Raw genomic sequence first — 20,303 nt, 5'->3', positions numbered from 1 at the left:
TGCACGAGGTAACAATCTTATGTCCGCTTGTTTTGCGCGCGCCGCCGGGCGAGGACAGTGGGAGCGGACCGCCGACCGGCAGGAGGCCGCCGCATGAGCAGAGCCGGAACGACCGAACACCCCTCGTCGGCGGTGGTCGCGGGCGACGACAAGCGGCTCAAGCGGCACTTCGGCCCGATCGGGCTGCTGTTCACCGCGGTCGGGTCGATCATCGGCTCCGGATGGCTCTTCGGCGCGCTCAACGCGGCGCAGCTGGCCGGTCCCGCGGCGATCGTGTCGTGGGGGATCGGCGCGGTCATGTTCGTGCTGATCGGGATGACGTACGCCGAACTGGGCACCATGTTCCCGCATTCGGGCGGCGTCGCGCGGTATCCGCACTATTCGTTCGGGTCGTTCGCGAGCTTCTCGATGGGCTGGGTCACCTGGATCGCGGCGGCCGCGGTGTCGCCGATCGAGGTGCTCGCGGTCGTCCAGTACTCCACGAACTACCTGCCCTGGCTGGAAACGCTCGACGCGGACCGCAACGCCGTGCTCACCCCGGCGGGCACCGGCGTCTCGATCGCGCTGCTGGCGTTGTTCGTGCTGGTCAACTTCTTCGGCGTGCGCTGGTTCGCCCGGATCAACAACGTCCTCGTGTGGTGGAAGCTCGCCGTCATCGTGCTGGTGATCGTCGTCTTCCTGGTGACCGCGTTCCATCCCGGCCATTTCACCGACTACGGCGGGTTCGCGCCGTACGGGACGCACGGGATCTTCTCCGCGGTCGCGAGCGCGGGGATCGCGTTCTCCTTCTTCGGGTTCCGGCAAGGCGTCGAGCTGGCGGGGGAGACCGACAACCCGAAGCGCAACGTGCCGCTCACGCTCATCGGTTCGGTCGTGCTCACCGGAATCCTGTACGTGCTGCTGCAGATCGCCTTCATCGGCGCGGTCCCGTCGGACGCGATCGCCAAACAGGGCTGGGAGCACGTCGGCGCGAACTTCACCGCGGGCGGCGACGTGCTGGCCACGTTCGGCCCGCTCGCCGCGATCGCCACCGTGCTCGGCATCGCCTGGCTCGCCGCGCTGCTGTACGCCGACGCGATCGTCTCGCCCGGCGACACCGGCCTGATCTACACCGGCGTCACCGCGCGCATCTCGTATGCCATGGGGCGCAACGGGAACGCGCCGTCCGGGCTGGCGAAGGTCAATCCCGCCGGGGTGCCGTGGGTGAGCCTGATCCTCGCGTTCGTCGTGGGCTGCTTCTTCTTCCTGCCGTTCCCCGGATGGAGCCAGCTGGTTTCGTTCGTCACCAACAGCACCGTGCTGTCGTTCGGGTCCGGGCCGCTGGTGCTGCTGGCGATGCGCAAGCAGCTGCCGGGACAGCACCGCCCGTTCCGGCTCGGCCGCGGTTTTACGTCCGTGGTCGCGTTCCTGGCGCTGTTCTCCACCAACCTGATCATCTACTGGACCGGCTGGGACACGAACTGGAAGCTGTTCGTGGTGATCGTCTTCGGCTACCTCCTGCTCGCGGCGCACCAGACGTTCGCGAAACGCCCGCCGCGGATGGATTTCCGGCACGGCTGGTGGGTGCTGGTGTGGTTCGCCGGGCTGGCGGTCGTCAGCTACCTCGGCACCTATCCGGAGCAGTCCAAGCACGCCGGGAACCTCGGTGTCCTGGACTTTTCGCTGGGCGCGGTCGCGTCGCTGGTGCTGACCGCGATCGTGATGGCGCTGGCGCTCCGGAGCACGTTGCCCGCCGAGCGGGTCACCGAAATCCTCGCCCAGCGGCGGGAGGCTGACGAAGCCTCGGCGTGAGCGGGGATAATCGGGGGCGTGGCCACGCTTCGCTTCGAATTCCGTCCGCCCGGCGAACTCGGCGGTGTCGCCGGGGTGCCGGTCGTCGACGGCGTCGCGCTCACCGAGCTGATCGACCGGTTCGAACTCGCCGCGGGCATGTCCCCGGCCGGGGATGCCTACGGCGGCCTGAACCCGCGCGCTTTCGCGGGCACGCCGGCCGAGCACTTCCACGGCCTCGATCCGGCGGACGGCAAAACCCCGCTGCTCGGTTGCTCGTGCGGGGACTGGGGGTGCTGGCCACTGCTGGCGCGCGTCACGGTGACCGGCGACGAGGTCGTCTGGGACGCGTTCGAGCAGCCGCATCGCCCGGAGCGGGACTACCGCGGGTTCGGGCCGTTCCGGTTCGCCCGTGCCGGGTACGACGCCGCGGTGCGGTGGTGGGAATCCGCCTGACCGGAGCTGTCCTATGCTGGCCCCGGAGGTCGGGATCATGGGCGCGAGCGTGGTTTTCGTCGTGTTCGACGGCGTGAAGATGCTCGACGTGACCGGGCCCGCGGAGGTGTTCGCCGAGGCGAATCTGTGCGGAGCGGGGTATGCGATCGGCTACCGGTCTCCGTCCGGGGCTCCGGTGGAGACGTCGGTGGGGATCCGGCTGCCGGTCGACGGGCCGGTCGCCGCAACGCCGGAACCGGACCTCGTCGTGGTGTGCGGCGGGGACGCGCTGGTGGAGCGCGGCGTGCCGGCCGAGCTGACCGGCGCGATCCGGGAGATCGCGCCGCGCGCCCGCCGGCTGGTGTCGATCTGCACCGGCTCGTTCGCGCTGGCGGCGGCGGGCGTGCTCTCCGGACGGCGGGCCACCACGCATTGGCGGCACGCGGCCCGGCTGGCCAGGGCGTACCCGGACGTCCAGGTGCTGCCCGACGCGCTTTTCGTGCGGGACGGCGAAATCTTCACCTCCGCCGGGGTGTCGGCGGGCATCGATCTGGCGCTCGCCCTGGTCGAAGACGACCACGGTCCCGATCTCGCGCGCACCGTCGCGCGCGGTCTCGTGATGTTCATGCAGCGCCCCGGCGGCCAGTCGCAGTTCTCCGCGCCGCTGCGGGTGCCGCGGCCGAGCACGCCCACGTTGCGGGAGGTGCTCGACCTGGTCTCGGCGCAGCCCGCGCTCGACCACAGCGCGAGCACGCTGGCGTCGCGGGCCGGGGTCAGCGCGCGGCATCTCGCGCGGATGTTCGCGAGCGAACTGGACACGACCCCGGCGAAGTATGTCGAGCAAGTGCGGCTGGACCACGCGAAAGCGCTTCTCGACGCGGGGCACGGCGTCGCGGAAACCGCGCGCAGAGCCGGATTCGGCAGCTCCGAGACGATGCGGCGCGTCTTCGTGGCGCGCCTCGGCGCCTCGCCGAGCCAGTACCGCGCCAGGTTCGGGAGCACGCGGACAGACGTGTCCTGATCTGTGGGTACCCGGTCGGTTTTCGCGGTGGGACCGGGAACCTCGCCGGGCGAGACTCGGGTCAGCCCATTTCGCGAGGAGGTTCGTGGTGTCCGAAGTCATCGCCGGGATCGAGATTCCCGGAACAGCGCTGGTGCGCGAGGCGACCGAGCTGGTGCGGAGCGCCGCCGGCGAAACGCTGTTCCACCATTCGCGGCGGGTGTTCCTGTGGGGCTCGCTGAAAGCCGCGGCGCGCGGGCTGCCGGTGGACCCGGAGCTGGCGTACGTCGGCGGGCTGTTCCACGACCTCGGGCTCACCAAGGCGTACGCGACCGCCGACCGCCGCTTCGAACTCGACGGCGCGGAGGCGGCCCGGACGTTCCTCCTCGACCACGGCCGTCCGGAGGAGGACGCCCGGAACGTCTGGCTGGCGATCGCCCTGCACACCACGCCGGAGATCCCGCTGCGGCTGGCCCCGGAGGTGGCGGTGGTGACCCTCGGCGTCGAGACCGACGTGCTCGGCCTCGACCTGGCGGAGATCACCGAGGCGCAGCGCGCGGAGGTCGTCGCGGCGCATCCGCGGCCGGACTTCAAGAACCGCATCCTCCGCGCGTTCCGCGACGGCATGGCCGACCGCCCGGACACGACGTTCGGCACCATGAACGACGACGTGCTCGCCTACTTCGATCCGGAGTTCGAGCGGAAGGACTTCGTGGAGATCATCAAGGGCAGCGCCTGGCCGGAGTGAGCGGCCCGGCCTGGTCGCAGGGCCCGGCTTCGGCGGCGGTTTTCAGGTCGCGGAGCCAGGTTTCGAGGCCCATGTCGGAGCCGGGGTCGGCTTGCGGGCCGGTGTGGCTTTCCTCGGTGCGGACGAGGACGCCGCCGGGGACCTCGCGGAAGGTCCAGACGTGGACGCCGTCGATGCGGAACCCGGGGCTTTCGGCGGGCCCGGTCCAGCGGAGGCACTTGCCGCGCTGGAGCTGCCGGACGGTGGAGGAGATGACCACTGTGCTGGGCGGTGCGGAGGGCACGTGGACGGTCGCCTGGAACCGCGAATGCTTGCGCAGCGGACCCGGGTCCAGCCGCCGCACGGTCATGGGGGCGGCGGGTTTCTGCCAGGACGTCCAGGCTTCCACGTCGGTCTGCAGGCGCCAGATTTCGCGCAGCGGGGCGTGGATGAGGATTTCGGCTCGGTGGCGGGCTTGGGCGGCCGGGTCGACGCCGTGGCCTTGGCAGGTCAGCGCGGCCGGGCTGGTGCCGGAGGTGGCGGCTTGAACGGGGGCGGCTCCGATCGTGCCGGCGATAGCCAGCGGGAGCGCGAGCAGGGCGGCTCGCGCGACGGTCCGGCGGCGAGGGGTTCGCGAGGCGGCCGTGTAGGTGCTTCGCATGGGTTTCTCCTGTTCACGGTGGTTAAGGCTATTAACTGCAGTGAAACCCTATTGCTTAACGCCCGTGAAGGTCAATAGCGAAAGTGAAGGGGCCTAACCTTCGTGAAGGGAGGCGGTGGCGCTGTCCGCGGGTGGCAGCATCCCGGATGGTGTGGGGCGTGGGAGCCGCAGCGAGGGGGTCCCGGAAGGAATCTGGTTCCGGGTCAGTGGCTTAAGCTGCATGGCCTCAGTCGCGCTGATCGTCCACAAGGGACGCCAATGCTGCCCATCTGACGGTGTGCCGGGTCCGTGAGGGGAACCCTGACGGACAGCGGATTCCCATGTCAGGGACTTAGACCGGGCGGCCCCGGCCTGCTGACCATCCACAAAGGACGCCCACGGCGGCGGAATGCCCGTTCTAACTCCGGAATGCCCGTTCTTCAAGTCTGTGAGGGCCTCCCTGAAGGAATCAGATTCCCTCAGGGAGGCCCTCACAGACGATCGCGCTCCGGTCGCCCGTGCTGGGACGGACGGAGCGGCGTCGCCTCCTCGGCCCGAGCGGGCGCACCTCGAACCGCCCTCATGGCACCGCCTTAGCCCCTGGCCCGGGCGATCAGAGTCCCCTCCCGGACTGCGGCGCAAGGCTCAGCGCGGAGAACTCTCCGGCGCGCGAAGGGTCCGCCGCACCGCGTCCCGCAGCCACCGATGCGCCCCGTCGGCGGATTGGCGCGGGTGCCAGGCCATGCCGATCGTCAAGGGCGGCAACGGAACCGGGATGTCGAGGAGCCGCAGGCCGAGTGCGGTCGCGTCGGCGGTGAGCGGCGACGGAGGCTCGCCGGGGAGTGCGGCGGGGACCAGGCAGACGACGTCGCTGCGGGCGGCGAGGGTCATCGCGGCCAGGTGGCTGGGGAGGACGATCGCGACGCGGCGGCGGAGGCCGTGTTCGGCCAGCGCCGTGTCGAGGGGGCCGGTGAACCGGCCGCGGCGGCTGACCGCGACGTGGTCGGCGGCGGCGAGCCGGGCCGGGGTCAGCGGTTCCCCGGCGAGCGGGTGCCCGGGCCGGACCGCCGCCGTCATCCGCAGGGTGCGCAGCTTTTCGACCTGCGTTTCGGGGTCGACGTGGTCGATCGAGCCGACTTCCAGGTCGAGCCGGCCGTCGCGCAGTGCTGAGCCGGCTTCCAGTTCCTCGGCCCGGACGCGCAGGGAGATGCCGGGAGCCTCGTCGCGGGTGAGCCGCAGCAGGCCGACGGCCAGGGCCGCGCCGACGAGATCGGCGGCTTGGATCGTGAAGGTGCTGCGCAGGGTCGCGGGGTCGACCACGGTGCCGGGGCTGAGCAGTGCTCCGAGGCTCTGCACCACCGCGGCGGCTTCTTCGCGCAGGGACTGGGCGCGCGGAGTCGGCACCATGGCCTGTCCCGCCCGGACCAGCAGCGGGTCCTGCAGGATGCGGCGCAACCGGGCGAGGGTGCGGCTCATCGCGGCCGGGGACGTGTGCAGGCGCGCGGCGGCGCGGGTGACGCTCTGCTCGGTCAGCAGGGCGTCGAGCGCGACCGCGAGATTGGCGTCGAGTGCCGGGTTCAGGCTGTTCACCAGGGTAATCCCAGTTCAGGCAATGATTGCGTGCTGAAGTTCCCATTGTGGCATTACCGGGACGCTCAGCAGGATCGAGGGCGTACCCAAATCGGTCCTATCCACGAGGTTTTCATGATCGTCATCACTGCCCCCACGGGGAACATCGGCCGCGGCCTGCTGGCGCGGCTGCTCGGCTCCGGCGAGGACCTGCGGGTGATCGTCCGCGACCCGGCGCGGCTGCCGGACGCGGCGCGCGAACGCGTCGAGGTCGTCGTCGGATCGCACGGCGACGCCGAGGTGGTCGACCGCGCCTTCGAGGGCGCGGACGCCGTTTTCTGGCTCGTCCCGCCGGATTCGGCGCGGACCCCGGCCGAGGGCTGGAGCGGCTTCACCGCCCCGGCCGCGAAAGCCCTTGCCGCGCACGGGGTCGGGCACGTCGTCGGCGTTTCCGCGCTCGGCCGGGGCACCGCCGTGGCCGAGCGCGCCGGGCTCGTCACCGCCTCCCTCGCGATGGACGAACTCATCGCGGAAACCGGTGTCGCCTACCGGGCGCTGGCCAACCCGTCCTTCTTCGAGAATCTGCTGGAGGAGGTCGACTCGATCCGGGAGAAGGGCGTCTACACCGACGTGCTGGACCCAGACCGCAAGGCCCCGCTCGTCGCCGTCGCGGACATCGTCGCGGTGGCCGCGCGCCTGCTGCTGGACCGGACCTGGACCGGCTTCGCCGACGTCCCGGTGCTCGGGCCGAAAGACCTGTCTCCCAACGACTTGGCCCGCATCATGACCGAGCAGCTGGGCCTCCCGGTCCGCTACGAACGCGAGTCGCTGGACGACCTGCGCTCCACGCTCATCGGCTACGGCCTCAACGAAGAGTTTGTCCACGGCATCGCCGATATGAAGCACGCCAAGGACAACGGCCTCGACGCGGGCGTCACGCGCACCGCGGACACGGCGTCGCCCACCACTTTCGAACAGTGGTGCGCCGAAATTCTCAAGCCTGCCTTCGAGTCCTGACCCGGGAGGATCCGCAATGCCTGCCGAGGAAACCGAAACGCCGGTGACCGCGTTCCTGCTCGTGAAGACCACGCCGGAATGGCTCGGCCTGACTCCCCGCGAGCGCGCGGACGCCTTCGCCACCCAGGTGGTCCCGGCGATCGAGGCGAAAACGACCGGCGTCCGGTCCCGGTTCTACGACACCGAGTTCTACACCGCGCGCGTCACCGACGTCTGGGTGTGGGAGGCCGACGACCATCGCGCCTACCAGCTGCTGATCGACGCGTTGCGGGAAACTCCGTTCTGGGACCGGTATTTCGAGGTCGTCGACCTGCTCGTCGGCGTCGAGAACGGGTACGCCCGCACGTATGGCCTTGACCCGCTGGCCACCATCGCCACCTGACGCCAGTGCCCGTTTCTTCAAGTCCGTGAGGGGCACCCTGAGGGAATCAGATTCCTTCAGGGAGTCCCTCACGGACGACAACGCTCAGCTCCCGCCGCTCGCGTCAGCCCCGACGCAAGCCAACGGTCCGCCAGTGGCTTCGGCCTGGGCGGACGCGCCTCAGCCGCACCCATGACGCCGCCTTGAGTCCCTGGCATCGCCACCTGACGCGCGAACGGGCCCCGTCTCCCGGAAACGGAAGACGGGGCCCGCTCAGGCCAGGATCAGTGCGCCGCGGCCAGTGCTGCCGTCTTCGGCTGCATCAGCTTCGGGTACACCTTCTGGAACTGCTCGATCATCTTCACGGTCGGGACGATCCGGTTCGGGTTGTTCTGGCTCACGGCCTGCTTCTCGCCCCACGCGCCGGCGGCCTTGCGCTGGTCGGGGGTGCCGTGGCTGTGCTGGCAGTCGCCGATGGAGGCGTCCAGGTAGGTGACTTCCTGCTGCGTGCGCGCGTTCCACGCCTCGCCCTTGGCGTGCGCCCCGAAGTAGCCGCCGTAGGCGTCCGGGCCCATTTCGCTGGACTCGTTCTCCGGGTAGTTGTTGTGCGCGAAGTCGACCTGGTGGCCGTATTCGTGGCCGACGACCGCTTCCACCGAGACGTCGTCGAAGCCGAGGTGGTTGACCACGTCGAGCAGGCCGTCGCCGAGCATGATGCGCTTGCCGCCGAGGCTTTCGGCCGGGGCGGAGAACGCGTTGAGGGTCAGCAGCGGGTGGCGGCCGCCCTGCAGGCCCGGGACCTCGTAGAGCACCTTGGTCGCGAGCGCGCCCGCCTCGGCCGCCCGCTTCGGGTCGAGGCCGAGCTTGAACGTCTGCGTCGTGCGCTCCTGGCTGCCGAGGTCGGTGCCCTTCCAGGCGACCAGCTGGACGTTCCAGCTCTCGATGTCCCAGAACCCGCGCAGCTTGTCGATGGTCGAGGTGGCGCGCGGCGTGTACTGGCCGTCGGTGCCGAAGACCTGCGGGGTCTTGTCGGAGGCGATGGCCTGCGTGTAGAGCTGGCCGATCGCGCTCAGCGCGCTGAGCGCCTTGCCCTCGGTCGGGGTCAGCTTCGCGGCGAGGCCGTTCGCGTAGGTCAGCAGCGCGCCCGGGGTACAGCCCGGGATCGGGCCCTGCGCGGCATTGGCCTGCTGGCCCGGCCGCTTCACCGGCGAGTCGAACAGCGGGTCGACGCCGCGCAGCGCGTTCGCGGGCAGCCCGTTGTAGAGGTCTTCGACGTCCTGGTACAGCTGCGCGATGTCCTGGTCGACCGAGGTCGGTTCGGCCGCGGTCGCGGGGACGGCCGTCGCGACCGTCAGCGCCGCGAGCGTGCCCGCCGCGGCGAGCGCTCTGCCGAGAATCCTGGTCCGTTTTCGCATGGGCCCCTCATTCCGGTTTCAAGATCACGAAGTACCGCAACCCTAAGAGGATCTTGGGGGCGGAAACCGGGACGGGAAAAAGTCCCCCGGAATGGCCCAGCACTTTCGACGGGTTTTCGCCCTGCGGACATCGGCCGAAAGTACTATCGGGCAATGCCGCGACGGGTCCGCGGAAATGAGCATTCGGGACAAAGCGCGCTAACTCCCGACCCGGAACCGCATCCGGCAGACGACCGCGTCCGTGCGGCGGCGCAGCGCTCTCGCCAGCACCGCGCCGCGGCGGTTCTGCAGGATCCGCTGCCAGAAGTGCTCCGGTTCGACCTCGGCGACCAGGACGAAGACGTGGCATCCGGCGTGCCGGCGGAGGTGTTCGACGATCGGCTCGCCGAGGCGGCGGTGCTCGTCGTGCAGTTGGACCAGCGTGACGTCCGGGTGCCACTGCTCCCACGCTTCGACGAACTCGCGCGCCGAGGCTTCTTCTTCGGGGTGTGTCACGTGGACGGCCTCGACGTGGTCGCCGAGGGACAGCGCGGCGGCGAGCGCGTCGCGGGTCAGCCGGGACACGGTGTGCACCGGGACGATGACCAGCGACCGGTTGGGCCGCGGCGGGGCCGGGATGCGGCCGAGTTCGAGGCGGTCGCCGATGCGGCGGTAATTGCGGTGGACCCATTCCATCAGCAGCACGAGCGCTGGCAGCGCGACGACGATCAGCCAGCCGCCTTCCCCGAATTTCGTCGCGGTGACCACGATCGCGGCGAGTCCGGTGAGCAGTGCGCCGAAACCGTTGAGGGCGGCTTTTCCCCGCCAGCCGCGCGGGCGGGCGGCGAACCAATGCCGCACCATTCCGATCTGCGACAGCGTGAAACCGACGAACACCCCGATCGCGAACAACGGCACCAGCGTGTTCATGTCGCCATTCGCGAGAATTAGCAGCAACGCCGAAGCGACGGCAAGGAAACCGACGCCGTAGCGGTACACCTGGCGTTCGGCGCGGAGCGCGAAAACGTGCGGGAGGTTGTTGTGCTTCGCGAGCAGTTGGGCCAGCACCGGAAGCCCGCCGAAGGACGTGTTGGCGGCCAGCGCCAGCAGAATCACGGTGGAGAATTGCACCAGGTAGTACCCGAAACCGTTCCCGAGCGACGCGGCAGTCACCTGCGACAGCACGGTCACGCCGTTGACCGGGTGGATCGAGAACTTGCCGATCAGCACGGCGATCCCGAGCAGCATCACCGCGAGCAGCCCGCCCAGCGCGACCTCCGCCCGCTGCGCCCGGCGCACGCGCGGCTTGCGGAACGACGGGACGGCGTTGGCGATCGCCTCGACGCCGGTCAGCGCCGCGCAGCCGTTCGCGAAAGCCTTGAGCAGCAACAGGATTCCGACCGTCTGGAGGTTCTCGACATGCCCGGCCGCGACCGTGGCGGCCGGAGCGCCGCGGAAGAGCCCGACCACGACGACGGTGAGGATCGACCCGACGAACACCGCGGTCGGCACGATGAATGCCCGCGCGCTCTCGGCGATGCCGCGCAGGTTGATGCCGGTGATCAGCGCGAGGACGCCGAGACAGAGCCACAGCCGGTACGGAAGGAGGGAAGGGAACGCCGAGGTCAGCGCGGCGACCCCAGCGGCGACCGACACCGCGACGTTCAGGACGTAATCGACGATCAGCGAGGCGGCCGCGACGAGTGAGGCACGCCGTCCGAGGTGGGTGCGGCTGACGCCGTAGGCCCCGCCACCGTCCGGGAACGCGGCGATGACCTGCCGGTACGACAGCGTCAGCACGGCGAGCAGGACGGCGATCGCGAGCGTGACGGGCAGCGTGAAGCCGAGCCCGGTCCCGCCGGCGACGGCCAGGACGAGCACGATCGCCTCGGGTCCGTAGGCGACCGACGCCATCGCGTCGAGGGAGAGGGCGGCGAGGCCGCCGACGACGGAAAGCCGGTGCCGGTCGGCGGTGCGCGGCGTTTCCGGGCGGGACAGAGTTGCGGTCACCCAGTCAGGTTGGGGCCGGGACTGCGGCTCGAGGGCGGGCGTTGACGGTTTCCTGACAGTGATCTAGCAGACGGTCTAGCGACTGCCGGTTTTCCAGTGCCGCACCGCGAAGGGCCCGCCGAGGAAGACCGCGAGCGTCACGACGCCCGCCACGAGCATGCCCGGGCGGGAGTCGAACATGCCGGTGGCCGCCAGCACCACGCCGGTGATCGTCGCCAGCACCTCGAAGGCGGACCGGCGCCGACGGCCGGATCCGCGGTCCAGCTTGGTGCTGAGCCGCGGATCCGTGGCGCACAACTCGCGTTCGATTTCGTTGAGCGCACGCTGTTCCCGGTCGGTCAGCATGCGCCGCCCTGCTTCCGGCGGCGAGCCAGGAGCCGGATGGCGAGCACCCCGCCCAGCACCGCCGCGAACAGCGGGAGCGGATTGTTCCGGACCGCCTCCGCGCCCGACCGGAACTTCTCCGCGGCCGGCGCCGAGACGGTCTTCTCCACCTGGCTGGTCGCTCGGTCGATCGTGTCGTCGACCTTGTCGGCGGCCCGGGTCCGGACGTCCAGCTTGTGTCCCAGCGCGTCCAGCGTTTCGGCCAGCTCCTCGCGGGTGACGTCCCGGTCGGCCTTGGCCTCTTCGACCTTGCGTTCGGTCATGACCGCACCTGCTTCATCGTCTCGACGTCCTCGCGCACTCGCTCCACGGACTCCTCCGGCACCGGCGGGGCCGCGCGGCTCGCTTCCTTGCCGCCGGCCAGCGCGGCCAGCCCCGCGACCAGCAGCAACGCGCCCCCGACGACCAGCGCGGCCAGCCAGCCGGGCAGCACCAGCGCGAGTCCGAGCACGGCCGCGGCGACCAGGGCGGCCCCGCCGAACAGCGCCAGCACGCCGGCGAATCCGACGAGCCCGGCACCGAACCCGAAGCGCTTCCCCTTCGTCTGGAGTTCGGCCATGGCCAGCCGGAACTCGTCTTGGAGCAGGCGTTTGACGGCGGCGGTCAGATCGGCCGCGAGGTCCGCGGTGGACTTCTCGCGCGCGGGCGTCCGGTTCATTTCCTCCAGCACGGTTTGCCTCCCTTCGTCTTCGAGGCTTACCCGGCATAGGGGTCGCGAAACTGGCCGGCGGAGTCCAGCGCGGCGAGCGCTTCGCGGAGTGCGTCGACGACCCGGCCGTGGCCGAGCGGCAGCGGGCTGGGGACCTGGTCGTCGGGGGCGTCGGAGCTGTGGGCGAGGACTTCGACTTCGACGTTGGAGTCGTGCAGAGCAGTGATCTCGGCGTCGTGCCGGGCTAGCCAGGCCTCGTCGGCCGCAGTGGCGTCGCCGGGGCTGGTCATGCCTTCGGCGGCCGGGTCGACGAGGAGGACGGAGCGCAGCGCGCCCGGATGCTCGGCGGCTAGCCGCAAGGCTTCGGCGGCGAGCGGTCCGCTCGTCACGAGGTCGCTTCGCTGTGGTGCGGCAAGGGTTTCGGCGGTTTCGCGCCACGCGCCCTCGACCGGGGCCCGGTGCCAGAGGATCTCGTGGTCCTCGGCGAGCGGACGCCAGGTGGCGGGCAGGCCTTCGTGTTTGGCCGCGCCTGCCGGGTCGAGCACGATCAGCCGGGGCGCACCGGACCGGCCCGCGGCGACGAGCGGCGGGCCTTCCGCGCGGACCGGGCCGGACGGGAACGGTTCTGGCATGTCGCCTCCTTCCACGAGCCCCCCGGATACCCGCGGCGCGGCAGGAGTAACGGGCCGGGACGCCGGGTAGCCGGGGAGCGAACGGAGGAAGGAGAGGTTCTCATGACCACAGCACGCGATTTGATGACGCCGAACGCCGTCTGCGTGCGCGCTTCGGACACCGTGAACGACGCCGCGCAGACGATGGCGCGCGAACAGCTGGGCGCGCTGCCGGTGTGCGGCGAGGACAACCGGCTCAAGGGAATGCTGACCGACCGGGACATCGTGGTGAAGGTGCTCGCCGAAGGCAAGGACCCGCGCGCGGTGCACGCCGGCGAACTGGCGCAGGGCGAAGCGGTGACGATCGGCGCGGACGACGACGTCGCCGAGATCCTGCGGACCATGTCGGAGCACCGGGTGCGCCGCCTGCCGGTGATCGACGGGCACGACCTGATCGGCGTCGTCGCACAGGCGGACGTCGCCCGCGCGATGCCCAATCCGGACACCGGGGTGCTGGTCGAGGCGCTGTCGCACGACTACTGATCCGCATCGGGGTTTGCTGATCGCGGACCCGGGTAACCGCTGAGCATTCCCGGTGCGGGGAGGGCCGCGCGACCGTCGCAGGGGGACGGTCGCGCGGCCGCACCAGACCTTCGGGGAGGACACGCATGACTGACCGGATCCGCCCGCCGCAGCAGCAGGAACCGCCGGGCTCGACCGAGGACATGGACCCGCGCCCGCGCGATTCGATGACCGGTTACGAGGGCCGCGGCCTGCTGGCCGGACAGCGGGCGCTGATCACCGGCGGCGACTCCGGGATCGGCCGCGCGGTCGCGATCGCCTTCGCGAAGGAAGGCGCGGACGTCGCGATCTCCTACCTCAAGGAGGACGAGGACGCCGAGTACACCGCCGACCGGGTGCGCGCGGAGGGCCGGGAATGCCTGCTGCTCCCCGGCGACCTGGCCGATTCCGCGCACTGCCGGGAGATCGTCGAGCACACACTGTCCGAATTGGACGGCCTGGACATCCTGGTCAACAACGCGGCGACCCAGTGGCCGGTCGACCGTCCCGAAGACCTGACCGAGGAGCAGTGGCTGCACACCTTCGACGTGAACCTGCACAGCTACTTCCGGGTGACTGCTGCCGCGCTGCCGCATCTCGGCGACGGCGACGTGATCATCAATACCGGTTCGGTGAATGGCTTGCGGGGGAATAAGTCGCTCATCGACTACTCGGCGACTAAGGGCGCGATTCATGCTTGGACGTATGCGATGGCGCAGGCGTTGGCCGACCGGGGGATCCGGGTCAACTGCGTCGCGCCGGGGCCGGTGTGGACGCCGCTGATTCCGTCGACGTTCCAGCCGGAGAAGGTGGAGAAGTTCGGGCTGCAGGTGCCGTTGCAGCGTGCGGCGCATCCGGATGATCTTGCGCCGTCGTATGTGTTTCTGGCGTCGAATCGGATGTCGTCTTATTACAGCGGTGAGGTGTTGGCTGCGCTGGGCGGGGAGACTGTTCCGGGCGGCTAGTCGCGATTCGGTCCGTGAAGGACTCCTTGAGGGAATCTGGTTCCATGCCAGGGACTTGAGCCGGCGTTGCGGGTGCCGTTGAGGTGTGTTCGCCCAGGCCGAAGCGGCTGGCGGACCGTTGGCTTGTGTCGGGGGCGACGCGGGCGGCGGGCACTGGGCGTGTCGTCTGTGAGGGGGTCCCTGAGGGAATCAGATTCCCTCAGGGGCCCCCTCGCAGACTTGAAGAAACGGTCATACTCGCATTAATCGGGCATTTCGCTGACGTGGGCGTCCATTATGGATGGTCGGCAGGCCGAGGCCGCCCGGCTTAAGTCCCTGGCATTGGAATCTGGTTCCCTCAAGAAGTCCTTCACGGACCTTTACTGGTCGAGGCCCGCGGCGAGCAGCTCCGCGAGGTGGATGCCTTCGCGGCCGCCGCTGTCGAGTTCGTGGAGCTGGGTGCGGCAGCTGAATCCGTCGGCCAGTACCGCGGTCCGGTGGTCGGCTTCCCGCACCCGGGGCAGCAGCACGCGTTCCGCACAAGCGCGGCTCACCTCCAGATGACCGCGCTCGAAGCCGAAGTTTCCGGCGAGTCCGCAGCATCCCGAAGCGAGCCGTTCGACGTCCACCCCAGCCGCCTGCAACAGGTCCCGATCGGCGTCCCAGCCCAGCACCGCGTGCTGATGGCAATGCACCTGGGCAAGCGCGTGCCCGGGGATCTGCGGCGGCCGGTAGCCGGGGGAGTGCTGGGCCAGCAGTTCCGCGAGGGTCACGGTCTGGTCCCGCAGCCGTCGGACGTCCTGGTCGCCCGGGAACAACTCAGGAGCGTCGGAGCGGAAGACCGCGGTGCAGCTGGGTTCCAGGCCGAGCACCAAGCCGCCCTCGCGCAGGTGTGGGGCCAGGGTGCGCACGGTGCGGGTCAGCACCCGCTTCGCGATTCCCAGCTGGCCGGTGGAAATCCAGGTCAGGCCGCAGCACGCGGAACGCTCGGGCAGCGTTACCCGCCAGCCCGCGTCTTCCAGTACTCGGACCGCGTCCGTCGCGACGTGCGGGTGGAAGTACGCAGTGAAGGTGTCCGGCCAGAGCAGGACGGTGCCGCGTGCGCCGGTGCCGGTCGGATGGTGCTGGGCGAACCACTGCGGCAGCGTTTTCGGGGCGAAGCGGGGGATTTCGCGGTCCTCGACCCCGGCGGCGCGGGTGGCGAGGCGGGTTTTGCTCAGGAGGTTAGCCAGTCGCGCGGTGCGGGTTTTTCCGACTAGGTGGGCGAAAAGCGGCAGCCAGCCCATGCTGAAGTCCGAGCGCGGCCGCTTCCAGGGGCGGCCCGCGTAGTGGTGGGCGAGGAATTCGGCCTTGTAGGTGGCCATGTCGACGTCGGCCGGGCAGTCGGATTTGCAGCCTTTGCAGGAAAGACACAGGTCGAGCGCGTCGCGGACCTCGGTGGAACGCCAGCCGTCGGCGATCGGGCCGTCGTGGTGGCCGTTCAGCATTTCGAACAGCAGCCGAGCCCGGCCGCGCGTGGAGTGTTTCTCCTCGCCGGTGACCTGATAGGACGGACACATCACGTCGCCGCTGTCCGAAGTGGACTGACGGCAGCGGCCCACGCCGACGCAGCGGTTGGCGGCCTGGGAGAACGAGCCGCCGTCGTGCGGGAAGCGGAAGTGCAGGTGCTGCGGTTCGGCGGGGGACCACGAGCCGCCGAGCCGCAGGTTTTCGTCCAGCGAGTACGGGGCGACGACCTTGCCGGGGTTCATCCGGTCTGCCGGGTCGAAGATCGCTTTGAGCTGGCCGAACGCGGTGACCAGGGCGTCGCCGAACATGCGCGGCAGCAGTTCGCCCCGGCTCTGGCCGTCGCCGTGTTCGCCGGAGAACGAGCCGCCGAACTCCGCGACGAGGTCGGCGGCTCGTTCCATGAACCGCCGGTAGGCCGCGACGCCGGACGCGGTGTAGAGGTCGAACGGGATCCGCGTGTGCACGCAGCCCTGTCCGAAGTGGCCGTACAGGCTCGGCCCGGTTTCGCTGGCGTAGCCGAATTCGGCGTACAGCGCGTCCAACCGCCGCAGATAGTCGCCCAGCCGCGAAGGCGGGACGGCGGAGTCTTCCCAGCCCTCGAAGGTGTCCGGCTCGCCGGGGACGTGCGCGGTCGCGCCGAGACCGGCTTCGCGGACCTGCCAGAGTTCGGCTTCGCGAGCCGGATCGTCGAGGAACGCGACCTCGGCGTCCTCGATGGCGTCCAGCAATCCGCGCGCCTGCTTGTCGACTTCTTCCAGGGTTTGCCCGCCGAACTGGACCATCAGGAACGCCCGGCCGTGCGGAAGCTCCTCGCGGGCTTTTTCGTTGAGGTGCTTCAATCGTTCGTCGTAGAGCAGCCGGTGGTCGACGCCTTCTAGGGCGATCGGTTCGTGCGGCAGAATGTCCGGCACGGCGTCGGCGGCGGTCGCGATGTCCGGGTAGCCGAGCACGACCAGCGCGCGCTCCGGCAGCACCGGCACCAGCTTCAGTTCCGCGCGCAGGACGGTGACCAGCGTCGATTCGCTGCCGACGAGCAGTCCGGCGACGTCGAAGCCGTGTTCGGGCAGCAGCGAGTCGAGGTTGTAGCCGGACACCCGGCGCGGGATGTCCGGGAAACGGCGGCGGATCTCGTCGGCGTACTCGTCGCGCAGCCGGCGCAGCTGCCGGTAGATCGCGGCGCGGCGGTCGCCGTGGTGCTCGATTTCGGCGTACTCGTCGTCGGTGGTTTTCCCGCACCAGAACCGGGTTCCGTCGGCGAGCAGCACCTCCAGCGCCACGACGTTGTCCACGACCTTGCCGGTGCGCTGGGCGGTCGCGCCGCAGGAGTTGTTGCCGATCATGCCGCCGAGCGTGCAGTTCATGTGCGTGGCGGGCTCGGGGCCGAACCGCAGCCCGGTGCCGGCGAGCTGCCGGTTGAGGTCGTCCAGCACGATTCCCGGCTGCACGACGCAGGTGCGGCGTTCGGCGTCCACGGATTCCAGCTCGGCGCAGTACTTCGACCAATCGAGCACGACGGCGGTGTTGGTGCACTGCCCGGCGAGGCTCGTCCCGCCGCCGCGCGAGAGCACCGGCGCGCCGAATTCCCTTGCTACGGCGAGTGCTTCGACGGCGTCGTCCGGGGAACGCGGCACGACGACGCCGAGGGGGACCTGCCGGAAGTTGGACGCGTCGGTCGAGTAGGCGGCGCGGCTGCCGTCGTCGAAGCGGACCTCTCCCTTGACCCGGTCGCGCAGGGCGGCGGCGAGGGCTTCGGTGTCGATTTCGGCGGGTTCCGGTACGCGGACAACGGGATCGGGGAGTTCGGCGGTGCTCATCGGCCCTCCTTGACCGCGTACTCGGCGGCCGCGTCGGCGTGCAGCCGCAGCCCGTGCCCGGCGGTGGACATCGACGGGGCGACGCGGCCGCCGCTCGGGTCGAGGCCGCCGTAGAACAGCTCCCGTTCGATCCGGTCGTGGTCGGCGAACCATTCGAGGTGCCGGAAATTCGGGGTGGCCGCGGCCGCGTGCGCGGACAGATTCGGCGCGCAGTGCGCGGAAACCTCGCGGTTCGCGGCGGCGGCCAGCGCCGCGGCCCGCCGCCATTCGGTGTAGCCGCCGCACCGCGTCACGTCGACCTGGAGGCAGTCGACGGACGGCAGCATCCGGGCGAAATACGGCAGGTCGTAGCCGTACTCGCCGGCCGCGATGTCCGGTCCGTCCGGACTGCGCAGCTGCGCCAGGCCGGGCAGGTCGTCGCTGGACACCGGCTCCTCGAACCAGGTCACGCCGAACTCGCGCAACGTCCCGGCGATCCGGCGGGCGCGGCCGACCGAATAGCCGCCGTTCGCGTCCACGTACAGCGCGGCGTCGTCCCCGATCGTCTCCCGCGCCAGCCGGACCCGGCCGATGTCGCGGGCGACCGCGTTTCCCCAGGACTCGCCGATCTTGATCTTCACCCGCGGAATGCGCTGCCCGCGGACCCAGCCGTCGAGCTGTGCGGCAAGCTCGTCGTCGTCCTGCGAGGTGAAGCCGCCGCTGGCGTACACGTCGACCTCGTCGTGCACCCGGCCGAGCAGGCGGCTCAGCGGAACGTCGAGCAGCCGCGCGGCGGCGTCCCAGATCGCGATGTCCACAGCGGACAGTGCACAAGAGACCAGTCCGGCGCGGCCGAGGTTCCGGATCGCGTGCTGCATCGCGGTCCAGCACGCGGGCGGGTCCAGCACCGGCCGCCCGACGACCGCGGCGGCGAGTTTTCCTTCGATCAGCGGGGCACAGGAGAAATCGGCGTACGTCCAGCCGAGCCCGTCCGCCTCGCCGGCCCGCACGCGGGCCACGACGAGCGTGGTGGAGTCCCAGGCGAGCGTGCCGTCAGCCTCCGGCGAAGGGGCCGGCACCCGGTAGGCGCGCGCGTCGATCCGTTCGATGTGCGGGGCGGAGACCGTCACCGCGACCGTCCGGGCAGGAATTCCTGCAGCTTCGTTTTCGCGCCCTGGAACATCAGGTGGAACGCCTCCGGATCGCCCTTGAGCACTGATTCGGTGACCGACTTCATCTGCTCGAAGGTCGCGTGCGGCGGGATCGGCGGGACCTCGGCGTCGCACCGCACGTCGAGCACCACCGGCCGGTCCGCGGCGAACGCGGACTGCCAGGCCGAGCGGAGGTCGCCCGGTTCCTCGACGTTGATCCCTTCGAGGCCGACGCTGCGCGCGAACCCGGCGTAGTCGACGTCCGGCAGCGACTGCGATTCCTCGAACTTCGGCGCGCCGCCCATCGCGCGCAGCTCCCAGGTGACCTGGTTGAGGTCGTTGTTGTGGAACACGCAGACGATGCACCGCGGGTCGGTCCACAGCCCCTGGTAGCGGGCGATGGTGATCAGCTCGGCCAGTCCGTTCATCTGCATCGCGCCGTCGCCGACCAGCGCGATCGCCGGCCGGTCCGGGTAGGCGAACTTGGCCCCGATCGCGTAGGGCACGCCGGGGCCCATCGTCGCGAGCGTGCCGGACAGCGTCGCCCGGATGCCGTCGCGGATCCGGAGGTTGCGCGCGTACCAGTTGGTCGACGAGCCGGAATCGGCGGTGACCATCGCGTTGCCCGGGATCTGCCGGGACAGCTCGTGCACGATCCGCATCGGGTTGACCGGTTTCGCGTCGACCGCCGCCTGCTGGTCCATGGTCTCCCACCAGTCGGCGACGTTCTTCTCGATTTTCTCGCGCCACGAACGGTTTCCGGTCCGCTGCAGCTTGGGCAGCAGCGCGCGCAGGGTCGCGGCGGCGTCGCCGACCAGGTTGACCTCGGTGGGGTAGCGCATGCCGATGAACCGGCCGTCGAGGTCGATCTGCACCGCGCGGGCCTGGCCGTACTCCGGCAGGAACTGGCTGTAGGGGAAGTTGGAGCCGACGATCAGCAGGGTGTCGCAGTCGCGCATCATCTCGTAGCTGGGCCGGGTGCCGAGCAGTCCGATCGCACCGGTCACATAGGGCAGATCGTCGGCGAGGACGTCCTTGCCCAGCAAGGCTTTCGCCACTCCGGCTCCGGTGACGTCGGCGACCTGGCGCACCTCCTCGGCCGCGCGGCGGGCGCCCTGCCCGACGAGGATCGCGACCTTCTCCCCGGCGTTGAGCACGTCGGCCGCTTCGCCGAGCGCGGGTTCGGGCGGGACCGGATTCGGCCACGCGGTGCCCGGCGGGCTCGACGGCATCTGCTTGAACGCGTGCTGCGGCGGTTCGTACTCCTCTTCCTGCAGGTCCGCCGGGATGATCAGGGCGGTCGGCGTGCGCGACGCCTGCGCGACCCGGAACGCGCGGTCGAGCGCGTTGGGCAGCTGCTCGGCGACGTTCACCTCGATGCAGTACTCGTTCGCGACGTCGCGGTACAGCGTCTGGAGTTCGACCTCCTGCTGGTAGCTGCCGCCCATCGCGGTGCGCGCGGTCTGCCCGACGATCGCGACGACCGGGACGTGGTCGAGCTTCGCGTCGTAAAGCCCGTTCAGCAGGTGGATCGCACCGGGCCCGGACGTCGCCATGCATACGCCGACGGCCCCGCTGAACTTCGCGTAGCCGACCGCGGAGAAGGCGGCCATCTCCTCGTGCCGGGCCTGTACGAACCGCGGCTGGTTGTCCGCCTTGCCGAAGGAGGCGACGAGACCGTTGATCCCGTCCCCGGGGTAGGCGAAGACCTGCTCGACGCCCCAGTCGCGCAGCCGTGAGAGCAGGTAGTCGCCGACGGTCTCGGTCATGGCAAGTCC

Annotated in this window: 19 protein-coding genes; 8 read left to right on the top strand and 11 right to left on the bottom strand. The window is 70.3% G+C overall.

The annotated features are described in order from the left end of the window. The first annotated feature begins 93 nt into the window (after window positions 1-93). The 4 genes from ACFSVL_RS36180 (at window position 94) to ACFSVL_RS36165 (ending at window position 3,953) form a co-directional block, all read left to right on the top strand. The gene (locus ACFSVL_RS36180; RefSeq protein WP_378310942.1) at window positions 94-1,791 is read left to right on the top strand and encodes an APC family permease; all 1,698 of its coding nucleotides are present in this window, start codon (window positions 94-96) and stop codon (window positions 1,789-1,791) included. A gap of 18 nt (window positions 1,792-1,809) precedes the next feature. After that, entirely contained in the window at window positions 1,810-2,226 is a 417-nt protein-coding gene (locus ACFSVL_RS36175; protein WP_378310941.1) for a hypothetical protein, read from the top strand. 13 nt (window positions 2,227-2,239) lie between these two features. Continuing rightward, window positions 2,240-3,226 carry a GlxA family transcriptional regulator gene (locus ACFSVL_RS36170; protein ID WP_378310939.1) on the top strand — a complete coding sequence of 329 codons (987 nt, stop codon included), beginning with the start codon at window positions 2,240-2,242 and terminating at the stop codon, window positions 3,224-3,226. Between the two features lie 88 nt (window positions 3,227-3,314). Continuing rightward, a complete protein-coding gene (locus ACFSVL_RS36165) occupies window positions 3,315-3,953 on the top strand; it encodes an HD domain-containing protein (protein WP_378310937.1) in 639 nt (212 codons plus the stop codon). On the opposite strand, the gene ACFSVL_RS36160 is transcribed toward ACFSVL_RS36165, so the two are convergent. Both ACFSVL_RS36160 and ACFSVL_RS36155 read right to left on the bottom strand, forming a co-directional pair. After that, window positions 3,928-4,593, bottom strand: coding sequence for an SRPBCC family protein (locus tag ACFSVL_RS36160; RefSeq protein ID WP_378310935.1), 666 nt, complete (start codon window positions 4,591-4,593; stop codon window positions 3,928-3,930). The genes ACFSVL_RS36165 and ACFSVL_RS36160 overlap by 26 nt on opposite strands. Window positions 4,594-5,217: 624 nt before the next feature. Then, window positions 5,218-6,162, bottom strand: a complete 945-nt coding sequence (locus tag ACFSVL_RS36155; protein WP_378310934.1) for a LysR family transcriptional regulator — start codon at window positions 6,160-6,162, stop codon at window positions 5,218-5,220. 114 nt (window positions 6,163-6,276) lie between these two features. On the opposite strand from ACFSVL_RS36155, the gene ACFSVL_RS36150 reads away from it, so the two are divergent. Together ACFSVL_RS36150 and ACFSVL_RS36145 are read left to right on the top strand one after the other, a co-directional pair. Continuing rightward, complete coding sequence (locus ACFSVL_RS36150; protein ID WP_378310932.1) at window positions 6,277-7,158, top strand: NAD(P)H-binding protein; 882 nt, start codon at window positions 6,277-6,279, stop codon at window positions 7,156-7,158. Between the two features lie 16 nt (window positions 7,159-7,174). After that, window positions 7,175-7,540: a darcynin family protein gene (locus ACFSVL_RS36145; RefSeq protein WP_378310930.1), complete on the top strand. Its 366-nt coding sequence runs from the start codon at window positions 7,175-7,177 to the stop codon at window positions 7,538-7,540. Between the two features lie 263 nt (window positions 7,541-7,803). Here the strand turns inward: ACFSVL_RS36145 and ACFSVL_RS36140 are convergent, their stop codons facing one another. From ACFSVL_RS36140 to ACFSVL_RS36115, 6 genes are all read right to left on the bottom strand, one after another. Then, entirely contained in the window at window positions 7,804-8,934 is a 1,131-nt protein-coding gene (locus ACFSVL_RS36140; protein WP_378310928.1) for a hypothetical protein, read from the bottom strand. A 198-nt stretch (window positions 8,935-9,132) separates the two neighbouring features. Beyond that, window positions 9,133-10,923, bottom strand: a complete 1,791-nt coding sequence (locus tag ACFSVL_RS36135) for an APC family permease (protein WP_378310926.1) — start codon at window positions 10,921-10,923, stop codon at window positions 9,133-9,135. A gap of 75 nt (window positions 10,924-10,998) precedes the next feature. Further along, the gene (locus ACFSVL_RS36130) at window positions 10,999-11,268 is read right to left on the bottom strand and encodes a DUF3040 domain-containing protein (RefSeq protein WP_378310924.1); all 270 of its coding nucleotides are present in this window, start codon (window positions 11,266-11,268) and stop codon (window positions 10,999-11,001) included. Then, window positions 11,262-11,570 carry a DUF3618 domain-containing protein gene (locus ACFSVL_RS36125; protein WP_378310923.1) on the bottom strand — a complete coding sequence of 103 codons (309 nt, stop codon included), beginning with the start codon at window positions 11,568-11,570 and terminating at the stop codon, window positions 11,262-11,264. Before ACFSVL_RS36125 ends, ACFSVL_RS36130 begins: the two co-directional genes overlap by 7 nt. Then, on the bottom strand, window positions 11,567-11,977 hold the full coding sequence (locus tag ACFSVL_RS36120) for a phage holin family protein (protein ID WP_378310921.1): 411 nt from the start codon (window positions 11,975-11,977) through the stop codon (window positions 11,567-11,569). Before ACFSVL_RS36120 ends, ACFSVL_RS36125 begins: the two co-directional genes overlap by 4 nt. Before the next feature lie 26 nt (window positions 11,978-12,003). Next, window positions 12,004-12,588 (bottom strand): hypothetical protein, encoded by a 585-nt coding sequence (locus ACFSVL_RS36115; RefSeq protein WP_378310919.1) that lies wholly within the window; start codon window positions 12,586-12,588, stop codon window positions 12,004-12,006. Window positions 12,589-12,690: 102 nt separating this feature from the next. Between ACFSVL_RS36115 and ACFSVL_RS36110 the strand changes: the two genes are divergently transcribed. Both ACFSVL_RS36110 and ACFSVL_RS36105 read left to right on the top strand, forming a co-directional pair. Next, window positions 12,691-13,110 carry a CBS domain-containing protein gene (locus ACFSVL_RS36110; protein ID WP_378310917.1) on the top strand — a complete coding sequence of 140 codons (420 nt, stop codon included), beginning with the start codon at window positions 12,691-12,693 and terminating at the stop codon, window positions 13,108-13,110. 125 nt (window positions 13,111-13,235) lie between these two features. Then, window positions 13,236-14,093 carry an SDR family oxidoreductase gene (locus tag ACFSVL_RS36105; protein WP_378310916.1) on the top strand — a complete coding sequence of 286 codons (858 nt, stop codon included), beginning with the start codon at window positions 13,236-13,238 and terminating at the stop codon, window positions 14,091-14,093. Window positions 14,094-14,452: 359 nt separating this feature from the next. Here ACFSVL_RS36105 and ACFSVL_RS36100 read toward each other — a convergent pair whose 3' ends face one another. From ACFSVL_RS36100 to ACFSVL_RS36090, 3 genes are read right to left on the bottom strand one after another with little or no spacing between them, the layout of a single operon-like run. Next, window positions 14,453-17,395 (bottom strand): FAD-binding and (Fe-S)-binding domain-containing protein, encoded by a 2,943-nt coding sequence (locus ACFSVL_RS36100; RefSeq protein WP_378310914.1) that lies wholly within the window; start codon window positions 17,393-17,395, stop codon window positions 14,453-14,455. Next, window positions 17,392-18,504 (bottom strand): enolase C-terminal domain-like protein, encoded by a 1,113-nt coding sequence (locus ACFSVL_RS36095; protein ID WP_378310912.1) that lies wholly within the window; start codon window positions 18,502-18,504, stop codon window positions 17,392-17,394. Before ACFSVL_RS36095 ends, ACFSVL_RS36100 begins: the two co-directional genes overlap by 4 nt. Further along, window positions 18,501-20,294, bottom strand: coding sequence for a thiamine pyrophosphate-requiring protein (locus ACFSVL_RS36090; protein ID WP_378310910.1), 1,794 nt, complete (start codon window positions 20,292-20,294; stop codon window positions 18,501-18,503). The genes ACFSVL_RS36095 and ACFSVL_RS36090 overlap by 4 nt, the downstream gene beginning before the upstream one ends. Window positions 20,295-20,303 lie beyond the last annotated feature (9 nt).

It is taken from the genome of Amycolatopsis silviterrae (genome assembly GCF_042684085.1).
GTDB classification, from domain to species: Bacteria; Actinomycetota; Actinomycetes; order Mycobacteriales; family Pseudonocardiaceae; genus Amycolatopsis; species Amycolatopsis silviterrae.
This window is presented reverse-complemented; position numbering and strand designations above follow the sequence as displayed.

Coding starts and splice junctions, on each gene's coding strand:
- ACFSVL_RS36180 (WP_378310942.1), top strand. CDS start 94: ATGAGCAGAGCCGGAACGACCGAACACCCCTCGTCGGCGGTGGTCGCG.
- ACFSVL_RS36170 (WP_378310939.1), top strand. CDS start 2,240: ATGCTGGCCCCGGAGGTCGGGATCATGGGCGCGAGCGTGGTTTTCGTC.
- ACFSVL_RS36160 (WP_378310935.1), bottom strand. CDS start 4,593: ATGCGAAGCACCTACACGGCCGCCTCGCGAACCCCTCGCCGCCGGACC.
- ACFSVL_RS36150 (WP_378310932.1), top strand. CDS start 6,277: ATGATCGTCATCACTGCCCCCACGGGGAACATCGGCCGCGGCCTGCTG.
- ACFSVL_RS36145 (WP_378310930.1), top strand. CDS start 7,175: ATGCCTGCCGAGGAAACCGAAACGCCGGTGACCGCGTTCCTGCTCGTG.
- ACFSVL_RS36140 (WP_378310928.1), bottom strand. CDS start 8,934: ATGCGAAAACGGACCAGGATTCTCGGCAGAGCGCTCGCCGCGGCGGGC.
- ACFSVL_RS36130 (WP_378310924.1), bottom strand. CDS start 11,268: ATGCTGACCGACCGGGAACAGCGTGCGCTCAACGAAATCGAACGCGAG.
- ACFSVL_RS36125 (WP_378310923.1), bottom strand. CDS start 11,570: ATGACCGAACGCAAGGTCGAAGAGGCCAAGGCCGACCGGGACGTCACC.
- ACFSVL_RS36115 (WP_378310919.1), bottom strand. CDS start 12,588: ATGCCAGAACCGTTCCCGTCCGGCCCGGTCCGCGCGGAAGGCCCGCCG.
- ACFSVL_RS36110 (WP_378310917.1), top strand. CDS start 12,691: ATGACCACAGCACGCGATTTGATGACGCCGAACGCCGTCTGCGTGCGC.
- ACFSVL_RS36105 (WP_378310916.1), top strand. CDS start 13,236: ATGACTGACCGGATCCGCCCGCCGCAGCAGCAGGAACCGCCGGGCTCG.
- ACFSVL_RS36100 (WP_378310914.1), bottom strand. CDS start 17,395: ATGAGCACCGCCGAACTCCCCGATCCCGTTGTCCGCGTACCGGAACCC.
- ACFSVL_RS36090 (WP_378310910.1), bottom strand. CDS start 20,294: ATGACCGAGACCGTCGGCGACTACCTGCTCTCACGGCTGCGCGACTGG.